Source organism: Nocardioides epinepheli, from assembly GCF_037936805.1.
Classification (GTDB): domain Bacteria; phylum Actinomycetota; class Actinomycetes; order Propionibacteriales; family Nocardioidaceae; genus Nocardioides.
The window spans coordinates 1-24,301 of sequence record NZ_JBBMMC010000003.1 but is presented as its reverse complement, the minus strand read 5'-3'; the positions used below and the strand labels follow the sequence as shown (position 1 = coordinate 24,301).

Sequence of the window (24,301 nt, the reverse complement as noted above, 5' to 3'; positions counted from 1 at the left end):
GGGTCGTGACGGGTGCCGGCAGGCAGCGCGGGCTCAGGCCGTGAAGGCCTCGAGCTCCTTGAGCAGGGCGGCCTTCGGGCGAGCGCCGACGATGCTGCGCACGACCTCGCCGTCCTGGTACACGTTGATCGTCGGGATGCCGGTGACGCGGTAGGACGACGGCGTCACGGGGTTCTCATCGACGTTCATCTTCAAGAAGGTGATCTTGTCGCCGTACTCGCCGGCGATCTCGTCGAGGATCGGGGCGACCTGGCGGCACGGACCGCACCACTCGGCCCAGAAGTCGACCAGGACCGGCTTGTCGGACTTGAGGACCTGCGCCTCGAACTCTGCGTCGGTCACGGCTGAGATGTTGCCCACGGATGTTTCCTTCCTTGACTGCTTCGATGCTCGGATTGAGGTCGTCATCGGCTCAACACCGCCGCGACCACGGGTGTTCCCGGGCCAGCGGCGCCCTAGATCAGTGCGTCGGCGGCGGCCTCGGCCGGGGTGGCGGCGAACTCGAGGTCGGCCAGGTAGCGCTCGGCGTCGAGGGCGGCGGCGCATCCGGTGCCGGCCGCGGTGACCGCCTGACGGTAGTGATGGTCAACCAGGTCGCCCGCGGCGAAGACGCCGGGAAGGTTGGTCTCGGTGCTGGGCTGCTTGACCAGCACGTAGCCGTTCTCGTCGAGGTCGACCTGGCCGTGCAGGAGCTCCGAGCGCGGGTCGTGTCCGATGGCGATGAAGAGCCCGGTCGCCTCCAGGGTGCTGGTCGCACCGGTCACGGTGTCGCGCAGGGTGACCGACTCCAGCGCCTCGGTGCCGTTGATGGACTCCACGACCGAGTTCCACACGATGTCGAGCTTGGGATCGGCGAAGGCACGCTCCTGCATGATCTTGGAGGCGCGCAGCTCGTCGCGGCGCACGATCAGGGACACCTTGGAGCCGAACCGGGTCAGGAAGGTGGCCTCCTCGACGGCGGAGTCCCCGCCACCGACGACGGCGATGTGCTGCTCGCGGAAGAAGAAGCCGTCGCAGGTGGCGCACCACGAGACGCCGCGTCCGGACAGGGCGTCCTCGTTGGGCAGTCCGAGCTTGCGGTAGCCCGAGCCCATCGCCAGGATGACCGCCTTGGCGGTGTAGGTGTCGGTGGCGGTCTTGACGACCTTCACCTCGCCGGTGAGATCGACCTCGACGACGTCGTCGGCGACCAGCTCGGCGCCGAAGCGCTCGGCCTGGGCGCGCATGTCGTCCATCAGGGCCGGACCCATGATGCCGTCGCGGAAGCCGGGGAAGTTCTCGACGTCTGTGGTGTTCATCAGCGCGCCGCCGGCGGTGACCGATCCCTCGAAGACCAGGGGCTGCAGGCTCGCTCGGGCGGCGTAGATCGCCGCGGTGTAGCCCGACGGGCCGGAGCCGATGATGATGACGTTGCGGGTCGACATGGGTAGGGGAGCTCCTCGGCTGTGTGGGTCTGACGGGGATCCCCTACGTAGCGGATCCGGTTCGTGGGGGAACGCGCTCGTAGAGGATCGGGTTCGTAGCGGCGCCCGGCCGGACCACACCCCAGGGCAGGCAGTGCGGTACGTCGGCGTACCGATCCGGACGGGTTCAGCGGTGTAACTGATCGTAGGCGAGGGTGATTCCCGCCGGAGAAGGACGAGGTCAGGGCGCGGGCACGACGGTGGAACGCAGGATGTATCCGGTGCCGCACTGGATCAGGTCGACCGACTGGACGTCGCCCTGCGGGTCCCGGTAGGCGAGCACGGCCGGGCGGCCGTCGAAGGTGACACCGAGCATCATGCCGGATCCGGTGGGCGTCGCCTCGCAGACGAACATCGGGTCACTGCTGAGCTGCTCGCCGGTGACGACGGCTCCGGCCTCGGCCCGATAGACCGCCTTCGAGCGCAGATCCAGCGCGTCGGCCTTGAATGCGGCGACGGACATGCTCGGAGCGAGTGGACTCGCCTCGGGCGGTGGCGCCGAGCCGCCATCGGGTCCGGCCGGGCGGGTCTCCTGCTGGAGCGAGGGGGCCTCGGCGCCATCGTCATCTCGGGACAGCTCACCGAGGTCCACCGAATCCGCTCCCCCCGCATCGCTCTGGGAGGAGTCTTTGTCATCCAGGCTGCTGATGACCGCCGTGCCGCCGACACCGACGATGACCACGGCGGCGGCGGCCGCGAGCAGGGCGGTGACCCGGCGTCGTCGGCGATCGGCGAGATCGACGACCTGGGTCGACCAGTTCGGCGGTCCCGGCGGCGGGTTCGGCCGGCCCGACGGCTCCCCGGTGGGCGGCGGCGGGTCGATGGCGCGGGGTCCGTCGGCCACGAGCCGGGCGAGCGCGCTGTCGAGTCGCTGCGCCACCTCGGGCGGCAGCGTCCCGGTGTGGCGGGCCTCGGCAAGGAGGCTGCGGACGCGGGCCTCCTGCTCGGGCGTCGCCTGCGGCTGCTGGTCGGACATGGTCACTCTCGGATCGGTGGAATCAGGCGGGTCGGGAGGTCACGAGGAGGGTGGCCCGCGTGGGGGGTTCGTGGTTGGGACGTCGCCGGGGCCGATTCGGTTCCGCGGAGCGACGATCCGGGTTCTCGTCGGCGGCGGCATCAGGTCGGCCAGGATCGAGGCGAGCCGGGACCGACCGCGCGAGCAGCGCGACTTGACCGTACCCACGGCGCACCCGAGGATCTGGGCGACCTCGGCGACGGAGTAGCCCTCCATGTCGACCAGCACCAGCGCGGCACGCTGGTCCTCCGGGAGCTCCTGGAGCGCGGCGAGCACCCGGCGTCGGCGATCGGCGGCCACGCTGAGGTCGGCCGGGTCGGCGACCTCCTCGGACGGCCCGCCGGTGGAGGTCGCCAGGGAGCCTCGGCCGCCGTACTCCTCGAGGTCGTCGGGAAGTGCGTCGGCGCGGCGCACCTTGGCCGCGCGGAGCCGGTCGAGACAGGCGTTGACGACGACGCGGTGCAGCCAGGTCGTGACCTGTGCCTCCCCGCGATAGGACGCCGCGCGCCGGAAGGCGGCCACCATCCCGTCCTGCAGCCCGTCGGCGGCGTCGTCGGGATTGCCCATCGTGCGCAGGGCGACCGCCCACAGGCGGTCGCGGTGGCGGGCGAACAGCTCACCGAAGGCTTCGGGATCGCCCGCGACGTGCGCGGCGAGGAGGTCGCGGTCGGTCGCTCCGTCCGGCTGCGGCGCGGTGGCGGGGGAGAGGTCACTCACCGTGCACCACGACCTCGGCGACCCGGCCGCGGAAGCGCCCGTCGTCGCCCTCGGGGAGCGAGGTGAGCCACACGATCAGGTGGGTACCGGTGGCGCCGTCGACCGGCAGGCGCAGCTTCGTGCCGTCTGCGGTGCCCTGGGCGACGGGCTTGAGGCCGTCGGCCTCCGGCGCCTCGGTGGGCGCGGCATCGGTGACGTAGAGGGACACCGAGGTCGGTGCGCCGACGAAGGTGAGGTCGACGGCGGTGACCGAGCGCTTCGCACCGAGGTCGATCACCAGGCCGACGCCAGTCTTCAGCGCCGGCGCGGCGGGACCGAGCTGGTCGTTGTAGCCGACCGTCGACCAGCTGGTGGTGGCGTCGCCGTCGACGGCGAGCCCGGCGTCCGGGTCGTTCTCGGCGCCGTTGCTGTCCGAGCCCCCGAGCGGATCGAAGGCGGTGGCGACCAGGCCGGTCAGCGCCGGTGCGGGACCGGGCGAGCGCTGCGCCGAGGGCGAGTTCGACCGCGACGTCGAGGACTCGGGCTCACGACCCAGCGGCCCTCTGCCGTTGCCGAGGTTGACCGCGACCATGACGCCCAGCCCCACCACGCAGACGACGGCGATGATGATCGCCAGGCGCAGGAACGAGCGCCCGGGCACCGGCTCCTCCTCGACGGTGGCGAGGTGGGTGCCGGTGGACACCAGGCCGACCGGGCCCCCGGTCTCCCAGGGCCAGTACTCGTCTCCGGACTTCGAGCCGCCACTCTTCGACCCCGCCCCCTTCGGTCCGGAGCCGTGGGAACCGGACGCGACGCCGTTGCGAGGCTTGCGGATCGGCTCGCCGTCGGCCGGCGTGGGCGCGAACAGCGGACGCTCGGGCGGGTCGTCGAAGGGCGGCGGCGGCGCCGCCGGCGTGGAACGGCGCTCGAGCCACGACACGTCGTCGCCCTCCCCGAAGATCGGCACGCCGGCTTCGGTGGGCAGCTCGTCGTCGGAGTTGTCGCCCCCTGCGCCCTGGCCGGTCTCGGTGACCCTCTCGGTCTCGGTCTCGGTGTCGGTGCGGATCGAGGTGCTCGTCTTGGTGTCGCCCTGCGCGTGCCGCGCGCCCGGCTCGGCACCGGGCACCTCGGCGAGCTCGGGCGGCTCGTCGGCGAGGAAGGGACGCAGCTCGGGGACCGGGGGGAGCACGACCTGCTCCTCGTCGGCTGGGACGTCTGGCAACGAGGCGAGCAGGGCCTCGGAGATGCCCGTCGCGTCGCCGACGAAGGAGCTGAGGAAGCCCTCGATGCCGCGTGCGCTGATCTCGACGTCGGCGGTCTCGCGGTGCCGGGGGCGTTCGGGCACCAGGACGTCGTCGCAGATGTTGTCCAGGGGACGCGGGATCCCGGCGCGCACCTGGCGCGGCCGCAGCACGTCGCCGCCGCCGCGGGGCGCCGCGGTGGCGCCCGAGCGCGAGGCGCCGGCCCACTTGGCGGTGAGGGCGTAGTAGAGCAGGCCGCCGAGGTCCTCGACGTCGCGCTGGATCGCAGCAGACTGGCCCGACTCGCCCTCGGTCTCCACGCCGTGCAGAGCGGCGTCGACGCTGAGCCCGATGATCCGCACCGCGCCGTTGCGGTCGATGAGCACGTTCTCCGGGTTGAGCTGGCCGTGGGCGATCCCGGCCTCGTGGGCCGCCGCGATCGAGTCGGCCACCTCGGCCACGAGCCACGCGGCGTGCCGCGAGCGCAGGGTGCCGATGCTGGCGACGATCACGTCCAGCGAGCTGCCCCAGCCCCACTCGTTGACGACGAAGCACAGCTTCTCGCCGATCTCGGCGTCGAGCACGCGGAGCATCCGGCGGTCGTGCACCGTCGCCGAGCGCCGGGCCGCGTCCATCAGGGCCGAGGCACGCTCGTCGCCGGCCGCGATCACATGGATCGCGACATGCCGTTCCAGGATCCGGTCGTAGGCCCGCCAGAACCGGCCGGAACCGCTCTCGGTGAGCAGGTCGACCAGCCGATAGCGGTCGCCGAGGAGATCACCGGGTCGGGTGGCATGCGGCACCGGACGTGTCTCCTGGTTGCGGTACGGGTACGAGGACCCAAGGCGGGTGGGGGGCCTTCGGCCTATCGTAGTTCTTCGAGGCGGTGATTCACCGCCTCCGTGCTCGCGAGAGGCGCGAGGCGACCATGTCGATCACCGCGGTCACCTCGGTGATCCGCAGGGCGCGGGCGACCACGACGAATCCGGCGACCTGGACCGCACCGACCACGGCGGCGCGCACGCCGGCCAGCACCCAGTGCGGATCCTCCAGGGCGCGGCCCAGGAGCCACGCGACGCCGGCCGCCACCGCGGTCGAGATCGCCACGGCGATCGCCAGGCGCACCACGAACCGGACCAGGCGGGCGGTTTCAAGGCCGTCGAGCCGCCGGGAGAGCACGACGTAGGACACCAGGGCTCCGGCTGCGTAGGAGATCCCGTAGGCGACGACCAGTGCCGGGGAGGTGTCCACCGCGGCCACGCCGTGGACCAGCATGATCGCCCCGATGATGTTGACGACCGCGACCACGCACTGGATGAGGAAGACGGTCCGGGTCTCCTCCAGCGCGTAGAAGCCGCGCAGCATCAGGTAGTGGATGGTGAACATCACCAGCCCGGGGCCGAAGAGCACCAGGGAGGGCACGTAGCCGTCGTAGCCGTCGGCGGCTGCGCCGTGCCCCCACACGACGTGGGCGACGTCGTCGGCGATGAACGGGAGGAGGGCGGCGAACGGGATCACCACCGCCAGGGCGGTGCGCAACGCCGACGACAGGGTCTGGCTGAGCCGGTCCAGGTCGCCGACCGCGGCCTCCCGCGAGAGGCGCGGCAGGATCGCGGTGGCCAGGGAGACGGTGATGATCGAGTGCGGCACCATCACGATCAGGAAGGTCGAGGAGTAGACCGAGTAGCCGGTCCCGTCGCCGCCGTCGACCGTGCCGGTGGAGGCCAGGCGCACCACGACGGTGTAGGCGATCTGGTTGACGACGACGAAGAGCACCGTCCAGATCGCCAGCCGGAACGTGTGGCCCAGGCCGGAGCCGCGGAAGTCGAAGCGCGGCCGGAAGGTGAACCCGGCCCGCTTGAGGTAGGGCAGCAGGATCAGCAGCTGGGCGGCGATGCCGGCGGTCGAGCCCAGGCCGAGCAGCATCTCCTGGCCGGAGGTGTAGGGGCCCTGTTGCTCCGCGCCGGTGGCCGGGCCGTAGGTGAGCAGGTAGACCACCAGGACGAACACCGAGATGATGTTGTTCGCGATCGGCGCCCACATCATCGGCCCGAAGCGACCGCGGGCGTTGAGGATCTGCCCGACGAGCACGAACATGCCGTAGAAGAACACCTGCGGCAGGCAGTACCGCGCGAAGGCGATCACCGAGTCCAGATGAGCGGCCCGGTCGGGCCGGTCGAATCCGGAGTCGAGATAGAGCGACATCAGCTGCGGCGCGAAGATCACCAGCGCTGCGGTGACCCCGGCCAGGAAGAGCGCGGCGAGGGTGACCACCCGGTCGGTGTAGGCGTCGCCGCCATCGGGGTCGTGGGTCATCGCCCGCACCAGCTGCGGCACCAGCACGGCGTTGAACACGCCGCCGGCCAACAGGATGTAGAGCATGTTGGGGACGGTGTTGGCGATGTTGAAGATGTCGGCGTGCAGGCTCAGGCCGAGTGCGGCCGCGAGCAGCGTGGAGCGGACGAAGCCGCTGAGCCGCGACACGACCGTGCCGGCCGCCATGACCGCGCTGTTGGCCAGCACCGACTCCTGGCTGCCGGACCCCGCGGCCGGGGCGACCGGCTGCACCTGGGTCGCCTCCGGCTCCTCGTCGGGTCCCCCCGGGACCTGCGGGCCGTGGAGCATCGAGTGCTCGGCCAGCCGCGCCTGGCGGCGTGCGATCGGGATCGCCTGGGTCCGCTCGCCCGCGCTCTCCGAGGCGGCCCGGGCGCCCCCGCCCTGCCCGGCGGCCCGGGGTGGCGGGGGTGGGGGTTCGGAGTGGACGCGGCGGATCACGGGGGTGGGCGCGAACCGCTCCATGGTCGGGTCCTCGACCAGCTGCCAGTCGCCCTGACGGCCGCGCTCCCACTCCGCGAGCAGCGGCATCATCCGTTCGACGGTGGGGTGCTCGTCCTCGTAGGGCATCGGCTCGTCGTCGGGCCCGCGTGCGTGGCCGGGTGCGCGATGCTTCGGTCCGCGCTCGGTCATGGGGCCTCGACCGGGTCGGTGGCATCGGTCGACTCGGCTGCTTCCTCTGCCGCCCGCGCGGACTCCGCGGCGCGCTCGGCCCGGGTGGCGAACAGGTCACCGGCCTCCCCGCGCCGCGCCGCACGCAGCCGCTTGACGACGCGGACCGCGATCGCCAGGAAGAGCAGCCCCGCGCCGGTGCCCATGATCAGCCAGATCACGTCGCTGACCTGGGCGGACCGGATCGGCACCGAGTGCGTCGCGCCGAGCGGTGTGCCCTCGGAGTCGGTGAGCACGAGGTCGACGTTGTGGACGCTGGTGTCGGTGGTCCGGGCCTGGAGCACCACGGTCGTGCGGCTCTGGGGACCCAGCTCGGTGACCTCGGGCCCGGTGATCTCGATGCCGGCGTCGGAGACCCCCTGCACGCGCACCGACACCGCCTGGTCGAGGTCGTTGCTGATGGTCACCGAGAACTCACCGGAGGCGCCGGCGAGGGTCACCCCCCGCGACGTCGTCACGCCGATCTCGTCGAGATGCCGGTCGACCCAGGCCTGCGATCCCTGGGTGAGGAAGCGCCCCGAGGCCTGCTCGGGCCGAACCGAGTACGACAGCCCGGTGAGCCCCTCCTCGGTGAGCACCGCGCCGATGTCGTTGTTGTCGACCAGCACGTTCTGCAGGACGTCGCCGGACGAGATGAGCTCGGCGACGTCGGAGAAGGTGGCCGAGTCCAGCTCGCGCTGGGCCTGGAGGGCCGGATAGTCCAGCGTGGCGGGATCGACGTCGACCGGGGTGGTCGCCGCCTCGAGGTCGCCGACGGTGCCCAGGTCGAGCCAGGGCGTGTCGAGTCCGGAGTAGAAGCCGACCGCGTCGGCCAGCCCCCAGCCCTGGGGGAGGACGACGCTGAGCGGACGCTGCTCACCGCGGACCAGCCGGACCGCGGCCTCGGCGAGGAAGCGCTGGCGCAGGCCGACCGACGTCCGCGACGGGCCCGGGCCGGGCGTGCCCTCGCCCACCGCATAGGACGCCGCGACGAGCCGGTGGCCTTCGACCGACGCGACCGCCGGCCGCGGGCCGCGGGCGGCGATCATCCGGTCGGTGACGATGACCGTGGTGTCGGGATCGAGGGCGCGGACGCTGGAGAGGTTGAGGTAGCCGCTGGGCGACATGACGCCGGGGCGGGTCTCGATGCCGAGGCTCTTGAGCACCGCGCTGTGCTGGGTCAGGGCGAGCTTGAGCAGGTCGGGGTCGTGCTGCACGGCGGCCGGGAGGTCGATGTTGCCGTAGGGGAGGGCGAGCACCTCGTCGCCGGCGACGGCGCCCTTGAGCCGATCGAGCCAGGCGGCGGCCGCCTGGGCCTCGGGCGAGACGGGCTCGGCGTCGGTGCTCCCGCCGCCGGTGCCTCCGCCGCCGGCCCCCTCGGTGAGGCCCGTCGCCTCGCCGCCGGGGGTCGCCGTGCCGCCGGTTTGGCCGGTCTCGCCCGGCGGGGTGGTGGGCTCGATGTTGCGGGGCGGGTTGCCGCGAGCCAGGTGGCCGACGGCGTCGACGAGGGCCGGATCGATCAGCCACGTCAGCGGCGCGGACCCGGCCTGCCCGAAGCCGAGCAGACGGGACAGGCGACCCTGCGGTGCCAGCCAGCGGGCCCACGTCTCCGGGCTGTCGATCCGGCCGTCGGCGGTGTAGCGCACCGGAGCGGTGATCGGGACGACGAGAGTCGCCGGCAGCGGGGTGTCCTCGAACCGCTTCGGCACGTACGGGATGAGCGTCCGGGCGCGGCCGTCGGCGAGCAGGTCGTCCGGCGCGCTGGCGCTCGCGCCGAGAGCGTGCACGCCGAACCAGTAGACCCCGGCCCGGGTCACCGGGAGCTTCTTGGCCGGGACCGTCACGGTGAACGACTCCGACTCGCCCGGCTCGAGCTCCTCGATGTCGCCGCGTTGCTCCCCGACGTTGATCAGCCGCTCACCGAGCAGCGAGTCGTAGGGCTCGCTCATCGCGGCCTCCAGCTGGGCCTCGGTGCGCAGCGCCGTGCCCTCGGCGTTGCCGAAGAACGGGTAGAGCGCGATACCGGTCCAGGTCTCGGTCGAGCGGTTGGTGACGGTGCCGGTGACCCGCACGTCGCCTTGGGCCGGCAGGCTCGCCGGGGAGAGCGTGGAGATCCGCACCTGCAGGGGCGCGGTGTCGGGTGCCAGCTGGTCGGTGGTCCGAGGGTGGTGGGGATGTCCGGCGAGCGCCCGCTCGGCGGCCGGGGTGGCCGCCCTGGTCGCGCTGCCGACGTGCGGGTCGGTGGCCGTGGCGGGGGAGGCGCCGGCTCCGAGGAAGGCGGCCGAGGCGAGGATCCCGCAGGCCGCCACGAGGGCGCGCGAGAACGTCGGGGGTCGGACCACGTTTCCGAGGGTATCCGCCCCGCACTGCCAGACCGTGCACTCCGTAGACTCCGCGCCGTGCCCGCCCCCTCGACCCCCGAGCCGCTCTCGATCATCGAGGTGCAGCGCCGGGTCGGCCTCGAGCTGGACCGGTTGGCACCGGTGCTCGACGATCTCGGTGCGCTTTTCGCCGACGCGGGCCACCAGCTGTACCTCGTCGGTGGCCCCGTCCGCGATGCGATGCTGGGCCGCTCGCACACGGATCTGGACTTCACCACCTCGGCTCGTCCCGAGGAGACCGAGCGGCTGTTGGGCCGCTGGGGCGACGCGCTGTGGGACATGGGGCGCGACTTCGGGACCATCGGGGTGTGCAAGGGGCCCTGGCAGGTCGAGGTGACGACGTACCGGTCGGAGACCTACGACCCGGCCTCCCGAAATCCGGTCGTGGCCTACGGCGACACCCTCGACGGCGACCTGGGCCGGCGCGACTTCACCGTGAACGCGATGGCCGTGAGCGTGCCCGGGCGGGAGTTCGTCGACCCCTACGGGGGCGTCGTGGACCTGGCCCATCAGGTGCTGCGCACCCCGGGCCGTCCCGAGGACTCCTTCGGCGACGACCCGCTCCGGATGCTCCGGGCCGCCCGCTTCGCCGCCCAGCTCGGCTTCGCCGTCGCCCCCGAGGTGGTGGCGGCGATGACCGAGATGGCCGAGCGGATCGACATCATCTCGGCCGAGCGGGTCCGCGAGGAGCTGGTCAAGCTGATCTGCGCGCCCTACCCGCGCCGCGGGCTCACCCTCCTGGTCGACACCGGTCTCGCCGACCGTGTGCTCCCGGAGCTGCCCGCGCTGCGTCTGGAGCGCGACGAGCATCACCGCCACAAGGACGTCTACGAGCACACGCTCACCGTGCTCGAGCAGGCCATCGACCTGGAGTCGCGGCTGGGCGGCGAGCCCGACTTCGTGTCGCGGTTCGCCGCGCTCATGCACGACGTCGGCAAGCCCAAGACCCGCCGCCTCCTCGACGACGGCACCGTGACCTTCCATCACCACGACGTGGTCGGTGCCAAGCTCACCGGGAAGCGGATGAAGGCCCTGCGCTTCTCCAACGACGACGTCGCCGCGGTCACCAAGCTGGTGGAGCTGCACCTGCGCTTCCACGGCTACGGCTCGGGAGAGTGGACCGACTCGGCGGTGCGCCGCTACGTACGCGACGCCGGCGACCAGCTCGAGCGTCTTCACGTCCTCACCCGCGCCGACTGCACCACCCGCAACCGACGCAAGGCCGAGCGGCTCAGCCGCACCTACGACGACCTCGAGGCTCGCATCGAGCGGCTCTCCCAGGAGGAAGAGCTGGCCTCGCTCCGCCCCGACCTGGACGGCAACCAGATCATGGAGATCCTCGGTCTGGGGCCCGGCCGCAAGGTCGGCGAGGCCTACCGCTTCTTGCTCGACCTGCGCCTGGATCGCGGCCCGCTCTCGCAGGAGGACGCGCGCGAGGCGCTGCTGGCGTGGTGGGCCGAGCGCTCTACGTCGTGAACAGGGCGGTTCCGTCACGTCCGGGTTCCCTCACGAAGCGGAGCGCTCACGTGGCGGACCGCTCACGTGGCGGAGCGTGTACGTAGCGGGTCCGCCACGTAGCGGATCGCGTTCGAGGCGGTGGTTGACCCTGCCCCTGGGGCAGGCTCCAGTCTCGGGGGACCGGTGAACGGTTCACCGGATCACGAGGAGACATGGTGAGCGATCGCGTTCCCGGCGAGCTGATGACGATCGGCGACGTCGCCCGAGCCACCGGGCTCAGCGCCAAGGCCCTGCGGCTGTATGACGAGTCCGGGCTGTTGGTTCCGGTCGACGTCGACCCGGTCACCGGCTACCGGCGCTACGAGCCCGAGCAGCTGGTGCGGGCCAGGCTGGTGGCGCGACTGCGGCTGGCGGGAGTCCCCCTGGCGCGGATCCGCGTCGTGGCGGATCTCGTCGAGCAGTCGGCGCCCGCCGCGGCGGCCGAGCTCATTTCGTACTGGCGCCAGGTGGAGGCCGACACGGCCTCCGCCCGGGTGCTGATCGCCGACCTCGTGGCCACGCTGAGCGACCAGGAGCCCCCGATGAGCACCACGAGTCACATCCGACCGACGACCCACCCCCGCGCCGCGACGCGATCCGGGATCGGCGCGCGCGACACCCAGGAGGATGCGGTTCACCTCGGCGAGGGGATGTTCGCCGTGGCCGACGGCATCGGCGCGGGCGCCTCCGGAGTGAGCGCCGACGTCGTCGCCCGGGTGGGCGAGGTGGATCGCTCCGCCGCGCCGCTGGCGGCGCTCGACACCGCGGTGGCAGCGGCAGCCACCCTGGTCTCCGAGCGGTACGCCGGCCAGCCCGAGGCCGGCTGCACCCTCACCGCGGTGCTGCTCAGCGGGGAGCAGGCGGTGCTCGCGCACGTCGGCGACTCGCGCGCCTACCTGGTGCGAAAGGGCCGGCTGGAGCGGCTGACCCGCGACCACACGGTCGTGCAGACCCTCATCGACGAGGGCCGGCTCACCGCGGAGGAGGCCCGATCCGACGAGCGCCGGGTCCAGCTGAACCGGGCGATCGCCGTCGACGGTCCCTACCAACCCGACCTCGCCGTGCACCCCGTGGCTTCCGGCGACCGGCTCGTCCTCACCACCGACGGCGTCCACGGCCGGCTGGACCCAGCGGCCCTCACCGACCTCCTGGTCGAGGAGTCCGACCCCGACGCCGTCGTCGCGGCCGTGGCGGACGCCGTCCTCGCTGCCGGCGCGGACGACAACTGGGCGATCGTCGTCATCGATCTCTGACCGCTGGGAGCGCCGCCGGCCGGGGATAGTTTGAGGCGTCATCAACCTCAACCTGGCCCTGCGAGGTTGATGACGCCTCAAACTATCCCTCTGGTGACCTGCCCAGCCGATGCCGGCGGCGGCTCAGGCAGCGACCTAGGCGCCGCGTTCGGAGGCGGCCTGCTGGGCCTCGCGGCGGGCGGCGGTGAGCAGGGCGTCACCGAGGACCGTGCCGACCAGCGCCCGCTCGGAGAGCGCCTGGCGGTCCGTGCCCGCGCGCTTGACCCAGGCCAGCTCCAGCGCGGCCAGTCGCTCGGCCGCGTCGGCGTAGACCGTGGCGAACTCGGCCAGGTCGCCGTGACCGAGCGCCTCGGCGGTCGCCACGACGTCGTCGGCCCGCGGCGTGGGCACCGAGCGCTGGACGGCGCCGAGCACCTGGTGCTGGGTCCGGCCGGGGTGGTCGATCACCGCGAGCACGTCCTTGGCGGCGGCGATGCTCAGACCGCCGAGCTCGAGGAGCGCTCGGACCAGGCGGACCCGGCGCACGTGGTCGGTGGAGTAGCGCGTCTGGTTGTGCCCGGTCCGCTCGCCAGGGGGCACCAGGCCCTCGCGCACGTAGTACTTCACCGTCGCGACGGCCACGCCGGCGGACTCGGCGACGTCTGCCACGCGCAACCCGGCACTGATAGCATCACTATCGATAGTGCTACTCACAGCATGGAGGATACCCATGACCCCGTTGCGCATCCTGGCTCTCGGCACCGCCGCCGTCACGGCACTCTTGCTGGTCGTGGGCTCCCACGACGCGGAGTTCGTAGTCGCCGACCTCGTCGTCGTCGCCCTGCTGGTCGCCGGCGCGCTCGTCCCGAACCCGCGGTGGGCGGTGCCCGCGCTCCTCGCCGGCTTCGCCTTCGCCCTCGGCGTCTACGTCGTCGCCTTCGGTGCCACGGTCGCCGAGGAGGAGCCGAGCTACGCCCTGGTCGCGGGCGTGCTGACCTGCCTGGTCGCCGCGGCCCTCGCCGTCCGACGTCTCGCCGCCACCCCCGCTCCGATCGCCGGGTAGCCGGATCGCCGGATAGTTTGAGGCGTTATCAACCTCAGGTCACCCCTTCGAGGTTGATAACGCCTCAAACTATCCCGAGCCGCGGCCCCACCGGGCGCAAGCGCGCGTCTGGACGAAATGAGCCGAGGGCGGACACCCCATTCGGGATGCCCGCCCTCGAGCAGGTCGATCAGGAGAGCCGGAGGGTCACTCCGTGCCGGCGATGAACGCCTCGACGCGGGCGCGGCCCTCGTCGTCGGGGAGCTGGACCGGCGGGCTCTTCATCAGGTACGACGACGCGCTGATGATCGGGCCGCCGATGCCGCGGTCCTTGGCGATCTTGCAGGCGCGCAGGGCGTCGATGATGATGCCGGCGGAGTTGGGGGAGTCCCAGACCTCGAGCTTGTACTCCAGGTTCAGCGGGACGTCGCCGAACGCGCGACCCTCTAGGCGCACGTAGGCCCACTTGCGGTCGTCGAGCCAGGCGACGTAGTCGGACGGGCCGATGTGCACGTTGCGGTCGTGGACCTTGCCGGCCAGCTCGCCGTGCAGGTTGGAGGTGACGGCCTGGGTCTTGGAGATCTTCTTCGACTCCAGGCGCTCGCGCTCGAGCATGTTCTTGAAGTCCATGTTGCCGCCGACGTTGAGCTGGTAGGTGCGGTCGAGGACGACGCCGCGGTCCTCGAACAGCTTGGCCATCACGCGGTGGGTGATGGTCGCGCCGACCTGGCTCTTGATGTCGTCGCCGACGATCGGGACGCCGGCGTCCTCGAACTTCTTGGCCCACTCGGGGTCGGAGGCGATGAAGACGGGCAGGGCGTTGACGAAGCCGACGCCGGCGTCGATGGCGCACTGGGCGTAGAACTTGTCGGCCTCCTCCGAGCCCACCGGCAGGTAGGACACCATCACGTCGACCTTGCGGTCCTTGAGGACCTGGACGACGTCGACCGGCTCGGCGCCGGACTCCTCGATGGTCTCGCGGTAGTACTTGCCCAGGCCGTCGAGGGTCGGGCCGCGCTGGACCTCGACGCCGAGGGTCGGGACGTCGGCGATCTTGATGGTGTTGTTCTCTGAGGCGTTGATCGCCTCGGAGAGGTCCTTGCCGACCTTCTTGTCATCGACGTCGAATGCGGCGACGAACTCGACGTCGGAGATGTGGTAGTCGCCGAAGGCGACGTGCATCAGGCCGGGGACCGTCGTCGACGCGTCGGCGTCGGCGTAGTAGGTGACGCCCTGGATGAGGGAAGTGGCGCAGTTGCCGACTCCCACGATTGCTACTCGAACCGAACCCATCGGGTTTCCTTCCTGGGGTGGCCTCGTCTGAGGCCTCTTGGGGATTGCCACACCGCGACCGGCCACGCGACCGGTCGGGAACGGCAGCTAGGCGGACGACGCCGGCGGGGCCGCCGGGTCCTGACTGCGGGGGTGGTGGTTGTTGCGCTCGGCGTTGATGAGGTCGGAGAGCCACTGCACCTCGCGCTGGGCCGACTCGACCCCGTGCCGCTGGAGCTCGGCGGAGTACCGGTCGACCTCCTTCTCCGTCATCGACAGCTGCGACTGGATGCGGTCGAGCCGTTCTTGGAGGCGGGTGCGGCGTCCTTCGAGGACGCGCAGCCGGATCTCCATGTCGGTGCGGCCGAAGAACGCGAACCGGATGCCGAAGTCGTCGTCCTCCCAGGCGGCCGGTCCGACCTCGGACATGAGGCGCTCGAACTCGGCGGTGCCGGCCGCGGTGACCTGGTAGACGATCTTCGGACGCCGGGAGACCGGCGTCATCTCCGGCGGCAGCTCCTCGATGAGGTTGCCGCGCAGCATCTTCTTCAGCGTCGGGTAGAGCGAGCCGTAGGAGAGCACGCGCCCCCACCCGAGCATCAGGTTGAGCCGCTTGCGCAGCTCGTAGCCGTGCATGGGGCCCTCGTGCAGCAGACCGAGGACGGCCAGCTCGATGGACTCTCCACGACGTGCCATGCGATGCATCGTAGCGATATATCCACCGAATAGGAATCGACGATGGCTCGTGTCGACCGGTCGGGCGCTCGGCCGCGGACCGGTCGCGCCGTCCGGCGTCCGCCGCGCACGTCGCGCGCGCCGGAATTTCGGTGGCATGACCGGCTGCTGCGTACCCTCGTACGTCGTGCCGGGGATGCCGGCGAGAACTCTCGGTGGCGGACGAGGTGACAGGTGGCGGGCAAGCGCAGCGCGGGCGGATCGACGGGCGCCCGGTTCAGCCGGTTCCGGCGCAAGCGGAGCGACGACTACTGGGACAACCCCACCCCGACCTGGCGTCGGCGGCTGTGGAAGTTCACCAAGTGGAGCATGATCACCGGCCTGGTGCTCACCCTCATCGCGATCGCCGGCTTCATCTACCTGTACAAGACCACTGACATCCCCGAGCCGAACGCCGAACTGCTCACCAACGCCACCTTCGTCTACTACCAGGACGGCGAGACCGAGATCGGCCGGTTCGCCACCCAGTTCCGCGACTCCCTCGACTATGAGGACATGCCGCAGAACATGAAGGACGCCGTGGTGGCGGCCGAGGACAAGTCCTTCTGGACGAACTCGGGCATCGACCCCAAGGGCATCGTGCGCGCGCTGTTCAACAACGCCAGCGGCGGCTCGCAGCAGGGCGCCTCCACGATCACCCAGCAGTACGTGAAGATCCTCTACCTCACCCAGGAGCGCAGCTACAAGCGCAAGGTGAAGGAGGCGATCCTCTCGCTGAAGATCCAGCGGGAGTACTCCAAGGAGGACGTGCTCGCCGGCTACCTCAACACCATCTACTTCGGGCGAGGGGCCTACGGCATCGAGGCGGCCGCCGACGTCTACTTCAACAAGAAGGCCGCCGACCTGAACCTTCGGGAGGCGGCGGTGCTGGCCAGCATCCTGAACAACCCGAACAACCTCGACCCCGCCGACGGCAAGGCCGTGCGCCAGGACCTCAAGGGTCGCTTCCAGTACGTCATCGACTCGATGGCCAGCGAGGGGTACATCACCGACGTCGAAGCCGCCAAGGCACGCAAGAAGCTGCCCCCGTTCCCCGAGCAGGACGTCGAGGACAGCTACGGCGGGCAGACCGGCCACGCACTCACCCTCATCAAGAACCAGGTGCTCGGCCTCACCAAGGAGGACGGAACGCCGTTCACCGAGGAGGAGATCGACGGCGGCGGCCTGCGGATCACCACCACGCTCACCAAGAAGGCGATGGACGCCGCGAAGGCCGGCGTGAACTCGGTCCGCCCGAAGTTCAAGGGCACCGACGACCTCCACATCGGCGCGGCCAGCGTCGAGCCCGGCACCGGAGCACTGCGCGGCTTCTACGCCGGCCAGGACTACCTCGACTCCCAGCTCAACTGGGCGATCCTCGGCGGTCAGGCGGGGTCGACGTTCAAGCCGTTCGCGGTGGCCACCGCGCTCAAGGAGGGCTACGCCCTCAAGGACACCTTCGACGGCAACTCGCCCTACGAGACCGAGGACGGTCTGGAGTTCGAGAACCAGGGCGACGAGGACTACGGCAGCGCCGTCTCCCTCACCAAGGCCACCCAGGACTCCATCAACACCGCCTTCATCGACCTCACCGTCGAGATGGACGACGGCCCGGAGAAGATCATCGAGACCGCCGAGTCGATGGGCATCCCGCCGGAGAAGGCGCGCAAGAAGGACGCCTACGGCATCCCCACCTCCTCGCCGGGCCTGGAGCCGATCACCGGTGTCGCGCTCGGCTCGCAGACGGTGAGCCCGATCAACATGGCCAACGCCTACGCCACCATCGCCAATGGCGGCACCGCGGCCGACGTGTTCGTGATCTCCAAGATCGAGGACGCCAACGGCAAGGTGCTCTACGAGCACAAGGTCACCAACCACCGCGCGATCAGCGCCGACATCGCCTCCGACGTCTCCTACGCCCTCCAGCAGGTCGCCGAGTCCGGCTCCGGCACCCGGGCCAACCTCGACGACGGGCGCCCGATCGCCGGGAAGACCGGTACCGCCACCAAGACCGGCGGCGCGGTGTCGTCGTCGTGGTTCGCCGGCTACACCCCGCAGCTGTCCACCGCGGTGATGTACGTGCGGGGCGAGGGCAACGGCCAGCTCGACGGCTGGCTCCCGGCGTCGGCGGAGGACGGCGCCCAGGGCTACTTCGGCGGCAACTATCCGGCCAAGACCTGGAAGGCGATCATGACCCGCGACATGGCCGGCGTCGAGATCGAGCAGTTCCCCGAGCCGGCCTTCGTCGACGGCGAGCCGCCCCGCGACGGTCACGCCCCCTACACGCCCCCGCCGACCAGCTACAACCCGGGGAACAACAACGGCAACAACAACAACGGCGGCGGCAACAACCACACCAGCGAGCCGCCGCCGGAGATCGTCACCACCGACCCGACCGAGGAGCCGACGACGAGCAACCCGCCGCCCTCGACCACCAATCCGCCGCCGTCGACCAGCAACCCGCCGGACCCGACCAGCGACCCGCCGGACCCGACCAGCAGCGCGCCGCCGTCCCCGAGCAACCCGCCGGGGCAGCTCCAGCGCCAGCGCGGCCGGGAGCGGCGCCGCGGACGCCGATCGCCGGCGTCGGCCGCCTGAGGGCCACCTGAGCAACGTGAGCCGGTCGCACCCCACCCACGACGATCCCGTCCTCGCCGGGCTGAGCCCGGCGGTCGGCGGTCGGCTCGGCTCGCACGCCGGGGCCGGGGGACCGGTCCGGGCGCTCGGCGTGCTGCTCGCGCTCACCGCGCTCACCTTCGCGCTGGGGCTGCTGTCGAAGACGACGTGTGCACTGGACGACTGGTCTCCGACCGAGGCCGATCGGTTCACCCACGTGTGCGTGTCCGACGTCCCGGCCGCCTACACCGGCACCGGCCTGGTCGAGCTGGCCTGGCCCTGGTCGGGCGATCGCGACACCCGTGAGCGCTACCCCGTCACCGAGGAGTCCGCGCCGGTCGGGCTGTGGAACTACGCCGCGGCGCGGCTCACCCATGTGCTGGCCGGCTCCCCGGACGTCTCCGAGCGCTACGGCCAGCCGGTCGACGTGGTGGCCGAGTCCGACGACGTCGCCAGCGAACGCTCGCTGTTCATGGCGATCAACGTGGTCGGGCTGGCGGTGCTGGCGCTGCTCACCACCGCGGCCCTCGCGGCGGTGCACCGACGTCGTCCGTGGGATGCCGCGGGCTTCGCCGCCGCCCCGGTGCTGGCCTTCGCCGGCGTCTTGTCGTGGGACCTGATCGCGGTCGCCGCGGTCGCCGGGGCGATGTGGGCCTGGTCGCGCGGCCGTCCGGTGGCCGCGGGGGCATTCCTCGGCGTCGGTGTCGCGGCCGGCGTATGGCCGCTGCTGGTGCTGGTGGCGTTCCTGCTCGTGGCGATGCGCGAGCGTCGCGTGGCCTGGGTGCTGCCGACCGCCGTCACCGCCGCCGCCACGTGGGCGCTGTTCAACGCGCCGGCGTTCCTGACCGGCCGCGCCCAGTGGAACCGGTTCTGGGACGTGCTGGTCGAACGCGGTCCCGATCGCGGCTCGCTGTGGCGGATCGTGGCCGACACCGCCGGCCTCTCCCACGACGTCGGGCTGCGGTTCTCCTGGCTGTTCGTGGCGTTGTGGGCCGCGCTGGTGATCGCGCTGGTGCTGCTCGCGCCGAGTCGTCCACGGGTGAGCCAGGTCGCCTTCCTCCTGGTCGCGGGCCTGGCGCTCTTCGGCCTGCACTACGACCCCTCGCAGGCGCTGTGGCTGCTACCGCTGGCGGCGCTGGCCCGCCCCCGCTGGCGCGATCTGCTGATCTGGCAGTCCGGCGAGGTCCTCTTCTTCGCCGCGACCTACTGGTGGGAGGGCGGCCTGCTCTCTCCCGGCGACGGCGAGCAGTCCGGCTTCTACTGGCTGGCCATCGTGATCCGGCTGGTCTGCACCGGCTGGCTGGTGGCCATGGTCGTCCGCGACCTGTGGTGGCCCGAGCAAGCCCCGCTCGACGACCCCGAGACCGCTCCGGCGGGGGCTCCCCAGGTGCCGGCCGGGCCTGCTTGTTACTGACCGTTGTGACTTGTTACTGACCGTTGTGACCTCTGGCCTGCTCTTACAAGCGCAGGCCAGAGGTAAGAACGGTCAGTAACAAGCCGACGATCTCAGCTGAACGCCAGCCGACGCCAGCCCACACCGGACCGGCTCAGCTGACCACGACCCGGTCGAACGTGGTGGCGGTGAACCGCACCCGGACGTCGATCTCGTCGCCGACGTCGGGGACCCGCGCACCGGCGGGGAGGAAGAGCATGGAGGCCTGCATGTGGGGCGGCTCGGCGAACAGGCGCTGCTTGCGGTCGATGGAGAACGGTGAGCGGACGAAGCCGACGGCGTCCAGGCCCCCGCGGGCCAAGGTGGCGGCGCGCGACTTGAGGGAGGAGTCGCCGGTGGGCGCCTCCAGGCCGATGCCGTGCGCGGTGCCGCCGCACACGACGACCACGTGGCCCGCCTTGGGAGCGGTGCGGCCGCGGTAGCCGAAGGCGTCGCCGCGCTCGACCGCGTGGACGTCGAGGACGGTCGCGGTGACCCGCAGCGCCGACCGGTCACCGAGCCACAGGTCGGTGCCGATCCGGGGACGGATGGCGAAGTCGGCGAATTCGCGACGCAGGGTCGCCAGCTCGCTCGCGGTGAGGTGGCTGACCCACACGGTGTGCAGACCGGGCAGGCCAGCGCCCACGGCGTCGTTCATCAGCCGCCGGACCTCCCCCAGGTGGGACCCCTGGGCCAGCGGCAGGTGCAGCGCGACGCCCTCGACCCGGGCCGCGCGGGCCGCGGGGGAGCGCCGCAGGTACTCGGCGGCCTCCCACAGCCCACGCGCGGCGAAGCCGTGACGGCGCATCGAGGTCTCCAGCTCGAGCACCAGGCGGGCGTCGGGCTGGCGGGAGAGCAGGGCCTCGACGTCCTCCACGCGACCGACGGTGTGGATCACCCGGCCGGCCAGCGCCGGGTCGAGGTCGGCCACGAACGGCCGCCACGGCGTGAGCACCAGCAGCGACCCCTCGAAGCGGGAGGCCACCTCGGGCAGCTCGTCGTACGTCCCGACGGCAATGGTGTCGACGCCGAGCCACTGACTCTTGCGGGCCAGGCGGCCGAGCGTGAAGCCGTAGCCGTTGCCCTTGGCGACCGGCACGAGGCCGGGGTTGGCCTGGGCGACGTCTCGCAGGTGGGCGCGCCAGCGCTCGCCGTCGACGGTGAGGGTCAAGGACACGGGGTCACCTCCGCTTCAGGTACTGCTGGAAGGCGAAGTACAGCGGCCGGTTGAGGGGCAGGTCCCACTCGCCGGCGTACTCGACGACCTCGCCGCCGGTGCCGACCTTGAACTGGATCAGCCCGGCATGCGGGTCGTCGGAGTCCAGGGTGTCGGTGATGCCGCGCAGGTCGTAGACGTCGGCGCCGGCCGTGAGCGCGTCGCGCATCATCTCCCACTGCACGGCGTTCGAGCCGCGCACCTCGCGCTTCTCGGTGGAGGAGGCGCCGTAGGAGTACCAGGCGTGCCCGCCGACGCGGATCGCGAGCGTGGAGGCCACCAGGTCGCCGTCGTGGCGGGCGTTCCACAGGCGGATCCGGTCGGGGTCCTCAGCGGAGAGCGCGGCGATCATGGTCTGGAAGTAGGAGAGCGGCCGCGGCGTGAACCGGTCGCGCTCGGCGGTGTGCACGTACAGCGCGTGGAACGCCGCCAGGTCGTCGGGGGTGATCGGCGTCGGCCCGCCGGACGCGACGACCTCGACCCCGGACTTCGCGGCCTTCTTGATGTTGCGGCGCCACAGCTGGTTCATCCCGGCCAGCACCTCGGCCTCGGTCTTCGCGGCCCGCTCCGCGTCACCGCGGTGCCGCAGCGGCACCTGGAAGACGTGCCGCGGCTGCCCGGCGGCGAACCCACCCTCGACGGCCTGCGGCTGCCAGCCCAGCGCCCGCAGCTGGGAGACCACCCGGGCCCCCACGGGGTCGCGCTCGGTGGGCGGTACGTCGTCGAGGCTGCGGACGTCGGGGTCGGCGAGCCCGGCCTTGACGGCGGCGGTGTCCCAGCGCCGGGTGACGACCGGCGGGCCGATCCGGATCCCGAACGCGCCCTGACGCTTCACGTGCGCGGCCAGCGGGCGCAGGTAGGCGGCGAGGTCGTCGCCGGCCCAGTCGATCACCGGGCCCTCGGGCACGTAGGCCAGCGAGCGCTTCAGCTTCGGGAGGCGCCGGTAGAGCACCAGCGCGGCGCCGACCTGCTCGCCGCCCTCGAAGAAGCCGATCGACTCCCGGACCCACTCCGACTTCACCCGGCCCCAGGCCGGGGTCTGCAGGAAGCTCGCCGAGCGACGGGACTCCAGAAAGCTCAGATGCTCGTCTTCGCTCGTCGTCCGCACGTCCACCTCGACCATTCCACGAGGCTATCCACAAGCGCGCCCGGCCCCGGTTTCGGCCTCGACGTCGAGGGCATCGAGTCCCGCCATGACGCGCCACGAACTCCGCACCGACCCGCCGGCTCTCTCCGCGGTCGCGCAGGTGTGGGAACGCCAGGTCGAGGAGCTCCACACCGCCCGCCGGCTCCTCGCCGGGGCCGACCCCGGACTCCTCGGCGTCCGGGTCGCCCCGGTCGCGGCCGGCTTCCTCGACCACTGGAGCACGACGCTGGGCGCCCACGGCGTCGCGGCCGAGGAGCATGCCGGCGCCGTGCGGGCGCTGTGGCCGGTCCTGGGCGCCACCGACCTCGACGCCGCGCTCCGCCTGGGCCGGCTGCCCGACTCCGGACCGTGGTGGTCGCGGTGAGCGCCCCGCCGTTGCCGCCGCCGGCCCCCGCGGTCACGCCGCTCGGCGTCGACGTCACGGCCGCCACGGTCACCCACGCCGTGCGCGCCGCGAGCACCGTCCTGGTCGACGTCGTCGCCCAGGTGCGCGGCGCCGGCTCCCTCACCGGCGGCTCCGGAGCGGCCGACGACGCCGCGCGAGCCGAGGCCGACCGGTTCGCGCGCTCGGTCGACCTCGCGGCCATCGCGCTCGAGAGCGCCACCCGCGGCCTGGAGTCCTTCGAGGACCACGTCGCCGACCTCGGCCGCCGGCACGCGGCCCTCCAGGCCGACTCCGCCTCCTACGACGCAGCGCTGCGCGAGCTCCGCAGTCGCCTCCACGGCGATCCGGCCCCAGAGCGGCTGGCCGCCGAGATCGAGTCGCTGGGGCGGTGGCGCGAGGGGCTGGTCAGCGACGGCGTCCAGATCGCCTCCGACCTCGCCTCCGCCGAGGACCGGCTGATCGCGATCCTGCGCAGCCTCGACACCGACGCCGAGGCCACCGCCACCGCCGACGCGCTGCCCCCCGGCGCGCGCCCGGACGCCGAGCGGATCGCCGACCTGCTGCGCCGGCTCCGTGCGCTGGCCGATGATCCCGAGCGCGTGCACGCGTGGTGGGTCGCGTTGAGCGGCCGGGAGCGCGACGCCCTGGTTACCCACCACCCCGAGGTGGTCGGCAACACCGATGGCATCCCGGTCTCGGCTCGCGACGACGCCAACCGGGCCGCCCTCGCCGTCGACCTGGCCGCGCTCGCCGCCGGCCTCGTCGCCGGTGCGCGCGGCCCGTGGCGGGCGACGGTCACCGCCGTCCGCGACGCGCTGGCGCGGGCATCGCGTTCCGGTGCCGCGGTCTACCTGGTCGAGTACCGGCCCGATGCCTTCGACGGCGACGGCTCCGGAGCGATCGCCATCGGCGACCCCGAGCAGGCCGACCACGTCGCGGTCACGGTGCCCGGCCTCACCAGCGACCTCGCCGGCATCGACGGCCAGGTCGCCAGCGCGCTCGACCTCTACGAGGCGATCGAGGACCGCAACACCGGGTCCACCTCGGTGATCGCCTGGATGGGCTACGACGCCCCGACCTTCGACCCTCCCGGCGTCCGCGACCTGCTCGACGAGGGCGCCGACGTGCTCGGCGTCGCCGATGCCGACGCGGCCGAGGACGGCGGTCACACGCTGGTCGACTTCGTCGACGGCCTGCACGCCACCGACGTGGGCTCGCCCGCCGAGGTCACCGTCGTCGGTCACAGCTACGGCTCCACCACCGTCGCGCACGCCGCGGCCGACGGGCTGCAGGCCGACGCCGTCGTGCTGCTCGGGAGCCCCGGCGCGGGCGTCGACACCGTCGACGACCTCGGCTTCGGTGGCGACGTCTACGTCGGGGCTGCCGACCGCGACCCGGTCAGCTGGCTCGGAAGCCCAGGGGAGCCCGGCCTGGGCCAGGACCCGGCGCAGGACTCCTTCGGCGCGATCCGCTTCGACGTCGACCCGGGCGAGCCGTTCCACGTCCAGGAGTTCGTCTCGGTCGGCTTCGAGCAGAACCACTCCTCCTACGACGACCCCGGCAGCCACGCGCTGGCCAACACCGCGGCCGTGGTCGCCGGCGCCGACCCCGACGTCGTCCCCGGCCGCGACGACCCCGCCCCCACCTACCTCGGCGCATGGCTCGACGACGAGCGCGACCACTGGGTCGACGAGCTCGTCGACCAGGGCCACGCCGCCGCCGGCGACCTGCTCGGCACGCTGGAGGGCCTCGGCATCGGAGGTTGAGCGCCGACGAAAACCCGGCAACCGTCGCTGCCAGCGTTGCCGAGGAGGCTTGCGAGGTTTCGTCGGCGCGGGACGAGTTCGTTCCTCACTCGTCCCGCTTGCTCAACCTCCGAGGACTGCGCGCGCCGGAGGTTGAGACGCTTCTATGGGTTGTCAAGCCATTGTGGTGGCGAGGTGTCGGTAGATCTCGCGGGCGATGTA

Annotated in this window: 19 protein-coding genes; 7 read left to right on the top strand and 12 right to left on the bottom strand. The window is 72.1% G+C overall.

The window, feature by feature from the left end; all coding sequences use genetic code 11:
* Positions 1-33: 33 nt before the first annotated feature.
* From trxA to WMR31_RS05080, 7 genes are all read right to left on the bottom strand, one after another.
* Positions 34-408, bottom strand: a complete 375-nt coding sequence (gene trxA, locus WMR31_RS05110) for a thioredoxin (RefSeq protein ID WP_445321601.1) — start codon at positions 406-408, stop codon at positions 34-36.
* Between the two features lie 47 nt (positions 409-455).
* On the bottom strand, positions 456-1,424 hold the full coding sequence (gene trxB, locus WMR31_RS05105) for a thioredoxin-disulfide reductase (protein WP_340537703.1): 969 nt from the start codon (positions 1,422-1,424) through the stop codon (positions 456-458).
* Positions 1,425-1,644: 220 nt separating this feature from the next.
* Complete coding sequence (locus WMR31_RS05100) at positions 1,645-2,439, bottom strand: hypothetical protein (RefSeq protein ID WP_340537702.1); 795 nt, start codon at positions 2,437-2,439, stop codon at positions 1,645-1,647.
* 39 nt (positions 2,440-2,478) lie between these two features.
* Entirely contained in the window at positions 2,479-3,195 is a 717-nt protein-coding gene (sigM, locus tag WMR31_RS05095) for an RNA polymerase sigma factor SigM (RefSeq protein ID WP_340537701.1), read from the bottom strand.
* Positions 3,188-5,218, bottom strand: coding sequence for a protein kinase family protein (locus WMR31_RS05090; RefSeq protein WP_340537700.1), 2,031 nt, complete (start codon positions 5,216-5,218; stop codon positions 3,188-3,190). Before WMR31_RS05090 ends, sigM begins: the two co-directional genes overlap by 8 nt.
* Before the next feature lie 88 nt (positions 5,219-5,306).
* On the bottom strand, positions 5,307-7,382 hold the full coding sequence (gene murJ / locus WMR31_RS05085) for a murein biosynthesis integral membrane protein MurJ (RefSeq protein WP_340537699.1): 2,076 nt from the start codon (positions 7,380-7,382) through the stop codon (positions 5,307-5,309).
* Positions 7,379-9,742, bottom strand: coding sequence for a DUF6049 family protein (locus tag WMR31_RS05080; protein WP_340537698.1), 2,364 nt, complete (start codon positions 9,740-9,742; stop codon positions 7,379-7,381). Before WMR31_RS05080 ends, murJ begins: the two co-directional genes overlap by 4 nt.
* A gap of 57 nt (positions 9,743-9,799) precedes the next feature.
* Between WMR31_RS05080 and WMR31_RS05075 the strand changes: the two genes are divergently transcribed.
* A complete protein-coding gene (locus WMR31_RS05075; RefSeq protein WP_340537697.1) occupies positions 9,800-11,257 on the top strand; it encodes a CCA tRNA nucleotidyltransferase in 1,458 nt (485 codons plus the stop codon).
* A 197-nt stretch (positions 11,258-11,454) separates the two neighbouring features.
* Positions 11,455-12,531, top strand: a complete 1,077-nt coding sequence (locus tag WMR31_RS05070; protein ID WP_340537696.1) for a MerR family transcriptional regulator — start codon at positions 11,455-11,457, stop codon at positions 12,529-12,531.
* 135 nt (positions 12,532-12,666) lie between these two features.
* On the opposite strand, the gene WMR31_RS05065 is transcribed toward WMR31_RS05070, so the two are convergent.
* Positions 12,667-13,179 carry a MerR family transcriptional regulator gene (locus WMR31_RS05065; RefSeq protein ID WP_340537695.1) on the bottom strand — a complete coding sequence of 171 codons (513 nt, stop codon included), beginning with the start codon at positions 13,177-13,179 and terminating at the stop codon, positions 12,667-12,669.
* Between the two features lie 61 nt (positions 13,180-13,240).
* Here WMR31_RS05065 and WMR31_RS05060 point away from each other — a divergent pair, with 61 nt between their 5' ends.
* On the top strand, positions 13,241-13,573 hold the full coding sequence (locus tag WMR31_RS05060; protein WP_340537694.1) for a hypothetical protein: 333 nt from the start codon (positions 13,241-13,243) through the stop codon (positions 13,571-13,573).
* A 186-nt stretch (positions 13,574-13,759) separates the two neighbouring features.
* Here the strand turns inward: WMR31_RS05060 and WMR31_RS05055 are convergent, their stop codons facing one another.
* Together WMR31_RS05055 and WMR31_RS05050 are read right to left on the bottom strand one after the other, a co-directional pair.
* A complete protein-coding gene (locus WMR31_RS05055) occupies positions 13,760-14,845 on the bottom strand; it encodes an inositol-3-phosphate synthase (RefSeq protein ID WP_340537693.1) in 1,086 nt (361 codons plus the stop codon).
* A gap of 87 nt (positions 14,846-14,932) precedes the next feature.
* Positions 14,933-15,520 (bottom strand): PadR family transcriptional regulator, encoded by a 588-nt coding sequence (locus tag WMR31_RS05050; RefSeq protein ID WP_340537692.1) that lies wholly within the window; start codon positions 15,518-15,520, stop codon positions 14,933-14,935.
* 213 nt (positions 15,521-15,733) lie between these two features.
* Here WMR31_RS05050 and WMR31_RS05045 point away from each other — a divergent pair, with 213 nt between their 5' ends.
* Both WMR31_RS05045 and WMR31_RS05040 read left to right on the top strand, forming a co-directional pair.
* Complete coding sequence (locus WMR31_RS05045; protein WP_340537691.1) at positions 15,734-18,136, top strand: transglycosylase domain-containing protein; 2,403 nt, start codon at positions 15,734-15,736, stop codon at positions 18,134-18,136.
* 16 nt (positions 18,137-18,152) lie between these two features.
* Positions 18,153-19,568, top strand: coding sequence for a glycosyltransferase 87 family protein (locus WMR31_RS05040; RefSeq protein ID WP_340537690.1), 1,416 nt, complete (start codon positions 18,153-18,155; stop codon positions 19,566-19,568).
* A gap of 133 nt (positions 19,569-19,701) precedes the next feature.
* Here WMR31_RS05040 and WMR31_RS05035 read toward each other — a convergent pair whose 3' ends face one another.
* A complete protein-coding gene (locus WMR31_RS05035) occupies positions 19,702-20,763 on the bottom strand; it encodes an alanine racemase (RefSeq protein ID WP_340537689.1) in 1,062 nt (353 codons plus the stop codon).
* A 4-nt stretch (positions 20,764-20,767) separates the two neighbouring features.
* Positions 20,768-21,925: a lipid II:glycine glycyltransferase FemX gene (locus WMR31_RS05030; RefSeq protein ID WP_340537688.1), complete on the bottom strand. Its 1,158-nt coding sequence runs from the start codon at positions 21,923-21,925 to the stop codon at positions 20,768-20,770.
* A 70-nt stretch (positions 21,926-21,995) separates the two neighbouring features.
* Here WMR31_RS05030 and WMR31_RS05025 point away from each other — a divergent pair, with 70 nt between their 5' ends.
* Positions 21,996-22,313, top strand: a complete 318-nt coding sequence (locus WMR31_RS05025) for a hypothetical protein (protein ID WP_340537687.1) — start codon at positions 21,996-21,998, stop codon at positions 22,311-22,313.
* Positions 22,310-24,100, top strand: a complete 1,791-nt coding sequence (locus tag WMR31_RS05020) for an alpha/beta hydrolase (protein WP_340537686.1) — start codon at positions 22,310-22,312, stop codon at positions 24,098-24,100. The genes WMR31_RS05025 and WMR31_RS05020 overlap by 4 nt, the downstream gene beginning before the upstream one ends.
* Positions 24,101-24,301: the final 201 nt, after the last annotated feature.

Bases quoted from the DNA above. Each gene is read 5' to 3' on its own strand.
- WMR31_RS05025 (WP_340537687.1), top strand. From the start codon at position 21,996: ATGACGCGCCACGAACTCCGCACCGACCCGCCGGCTCTCTCCGCGGTC.
- WMR31_RS05060 (WP_340537694.1), top strand. From the start codon at position 13,241: ATGACCCCGTTGCGCATCCTGGCTCTCGGCACCGCCGCCGTCACGGCA.
- trxB (WP_340537703.1), bottom strand. From the start codon at position 1,424: ATGTCGACCCGCAACGTCATCATCATCGGCTCCGGCCCGTCGGGCTAC.
- WMR31_RS05055 (WP_340537693.1), bottom strand. From the start codon at position 14,845: ATGGGTTCGGTTCGAGTAGCAATCGTGGGAGTCGGCAACTGCGCCACT.
- murJ (WP_340537699.1), bottom strand. From the start codon at position 7,382: ATGACCGAGCGCGGACCGAAGCATCGCGCACCCGGCCACGCACGCGGG.
- WMR31_RS05100 (WP_340537702.1), bottom strand. From the start codon at position 2,439: ATGTCCGACCAGCAGCCGCAGGCGACGCCCGAGCAGGAGGCCCGCGTC.
- WMR31_RS05030 (WP_340537688.1), bottom strand. From the start codon at position 21,925: ATGGTCGAGGTGGACGTGCGGACGACGAGCGAAGACGAGCATCTGAGC.
- WMR31_RS05050 (WP_340537692.1), bottom strand. From the start codon at position 15,520: ATGGCACGTCGTGGAGAGTCCATCGAGCTGGCCGTCCTCGGTCTGCTG.
- trxA (WP_445321601.1), bottom strand. From the start codon at position 408: ATGACGACCTCAATCCGAGCATCGAAGCAGTCAAGGAAGGAAACATCC.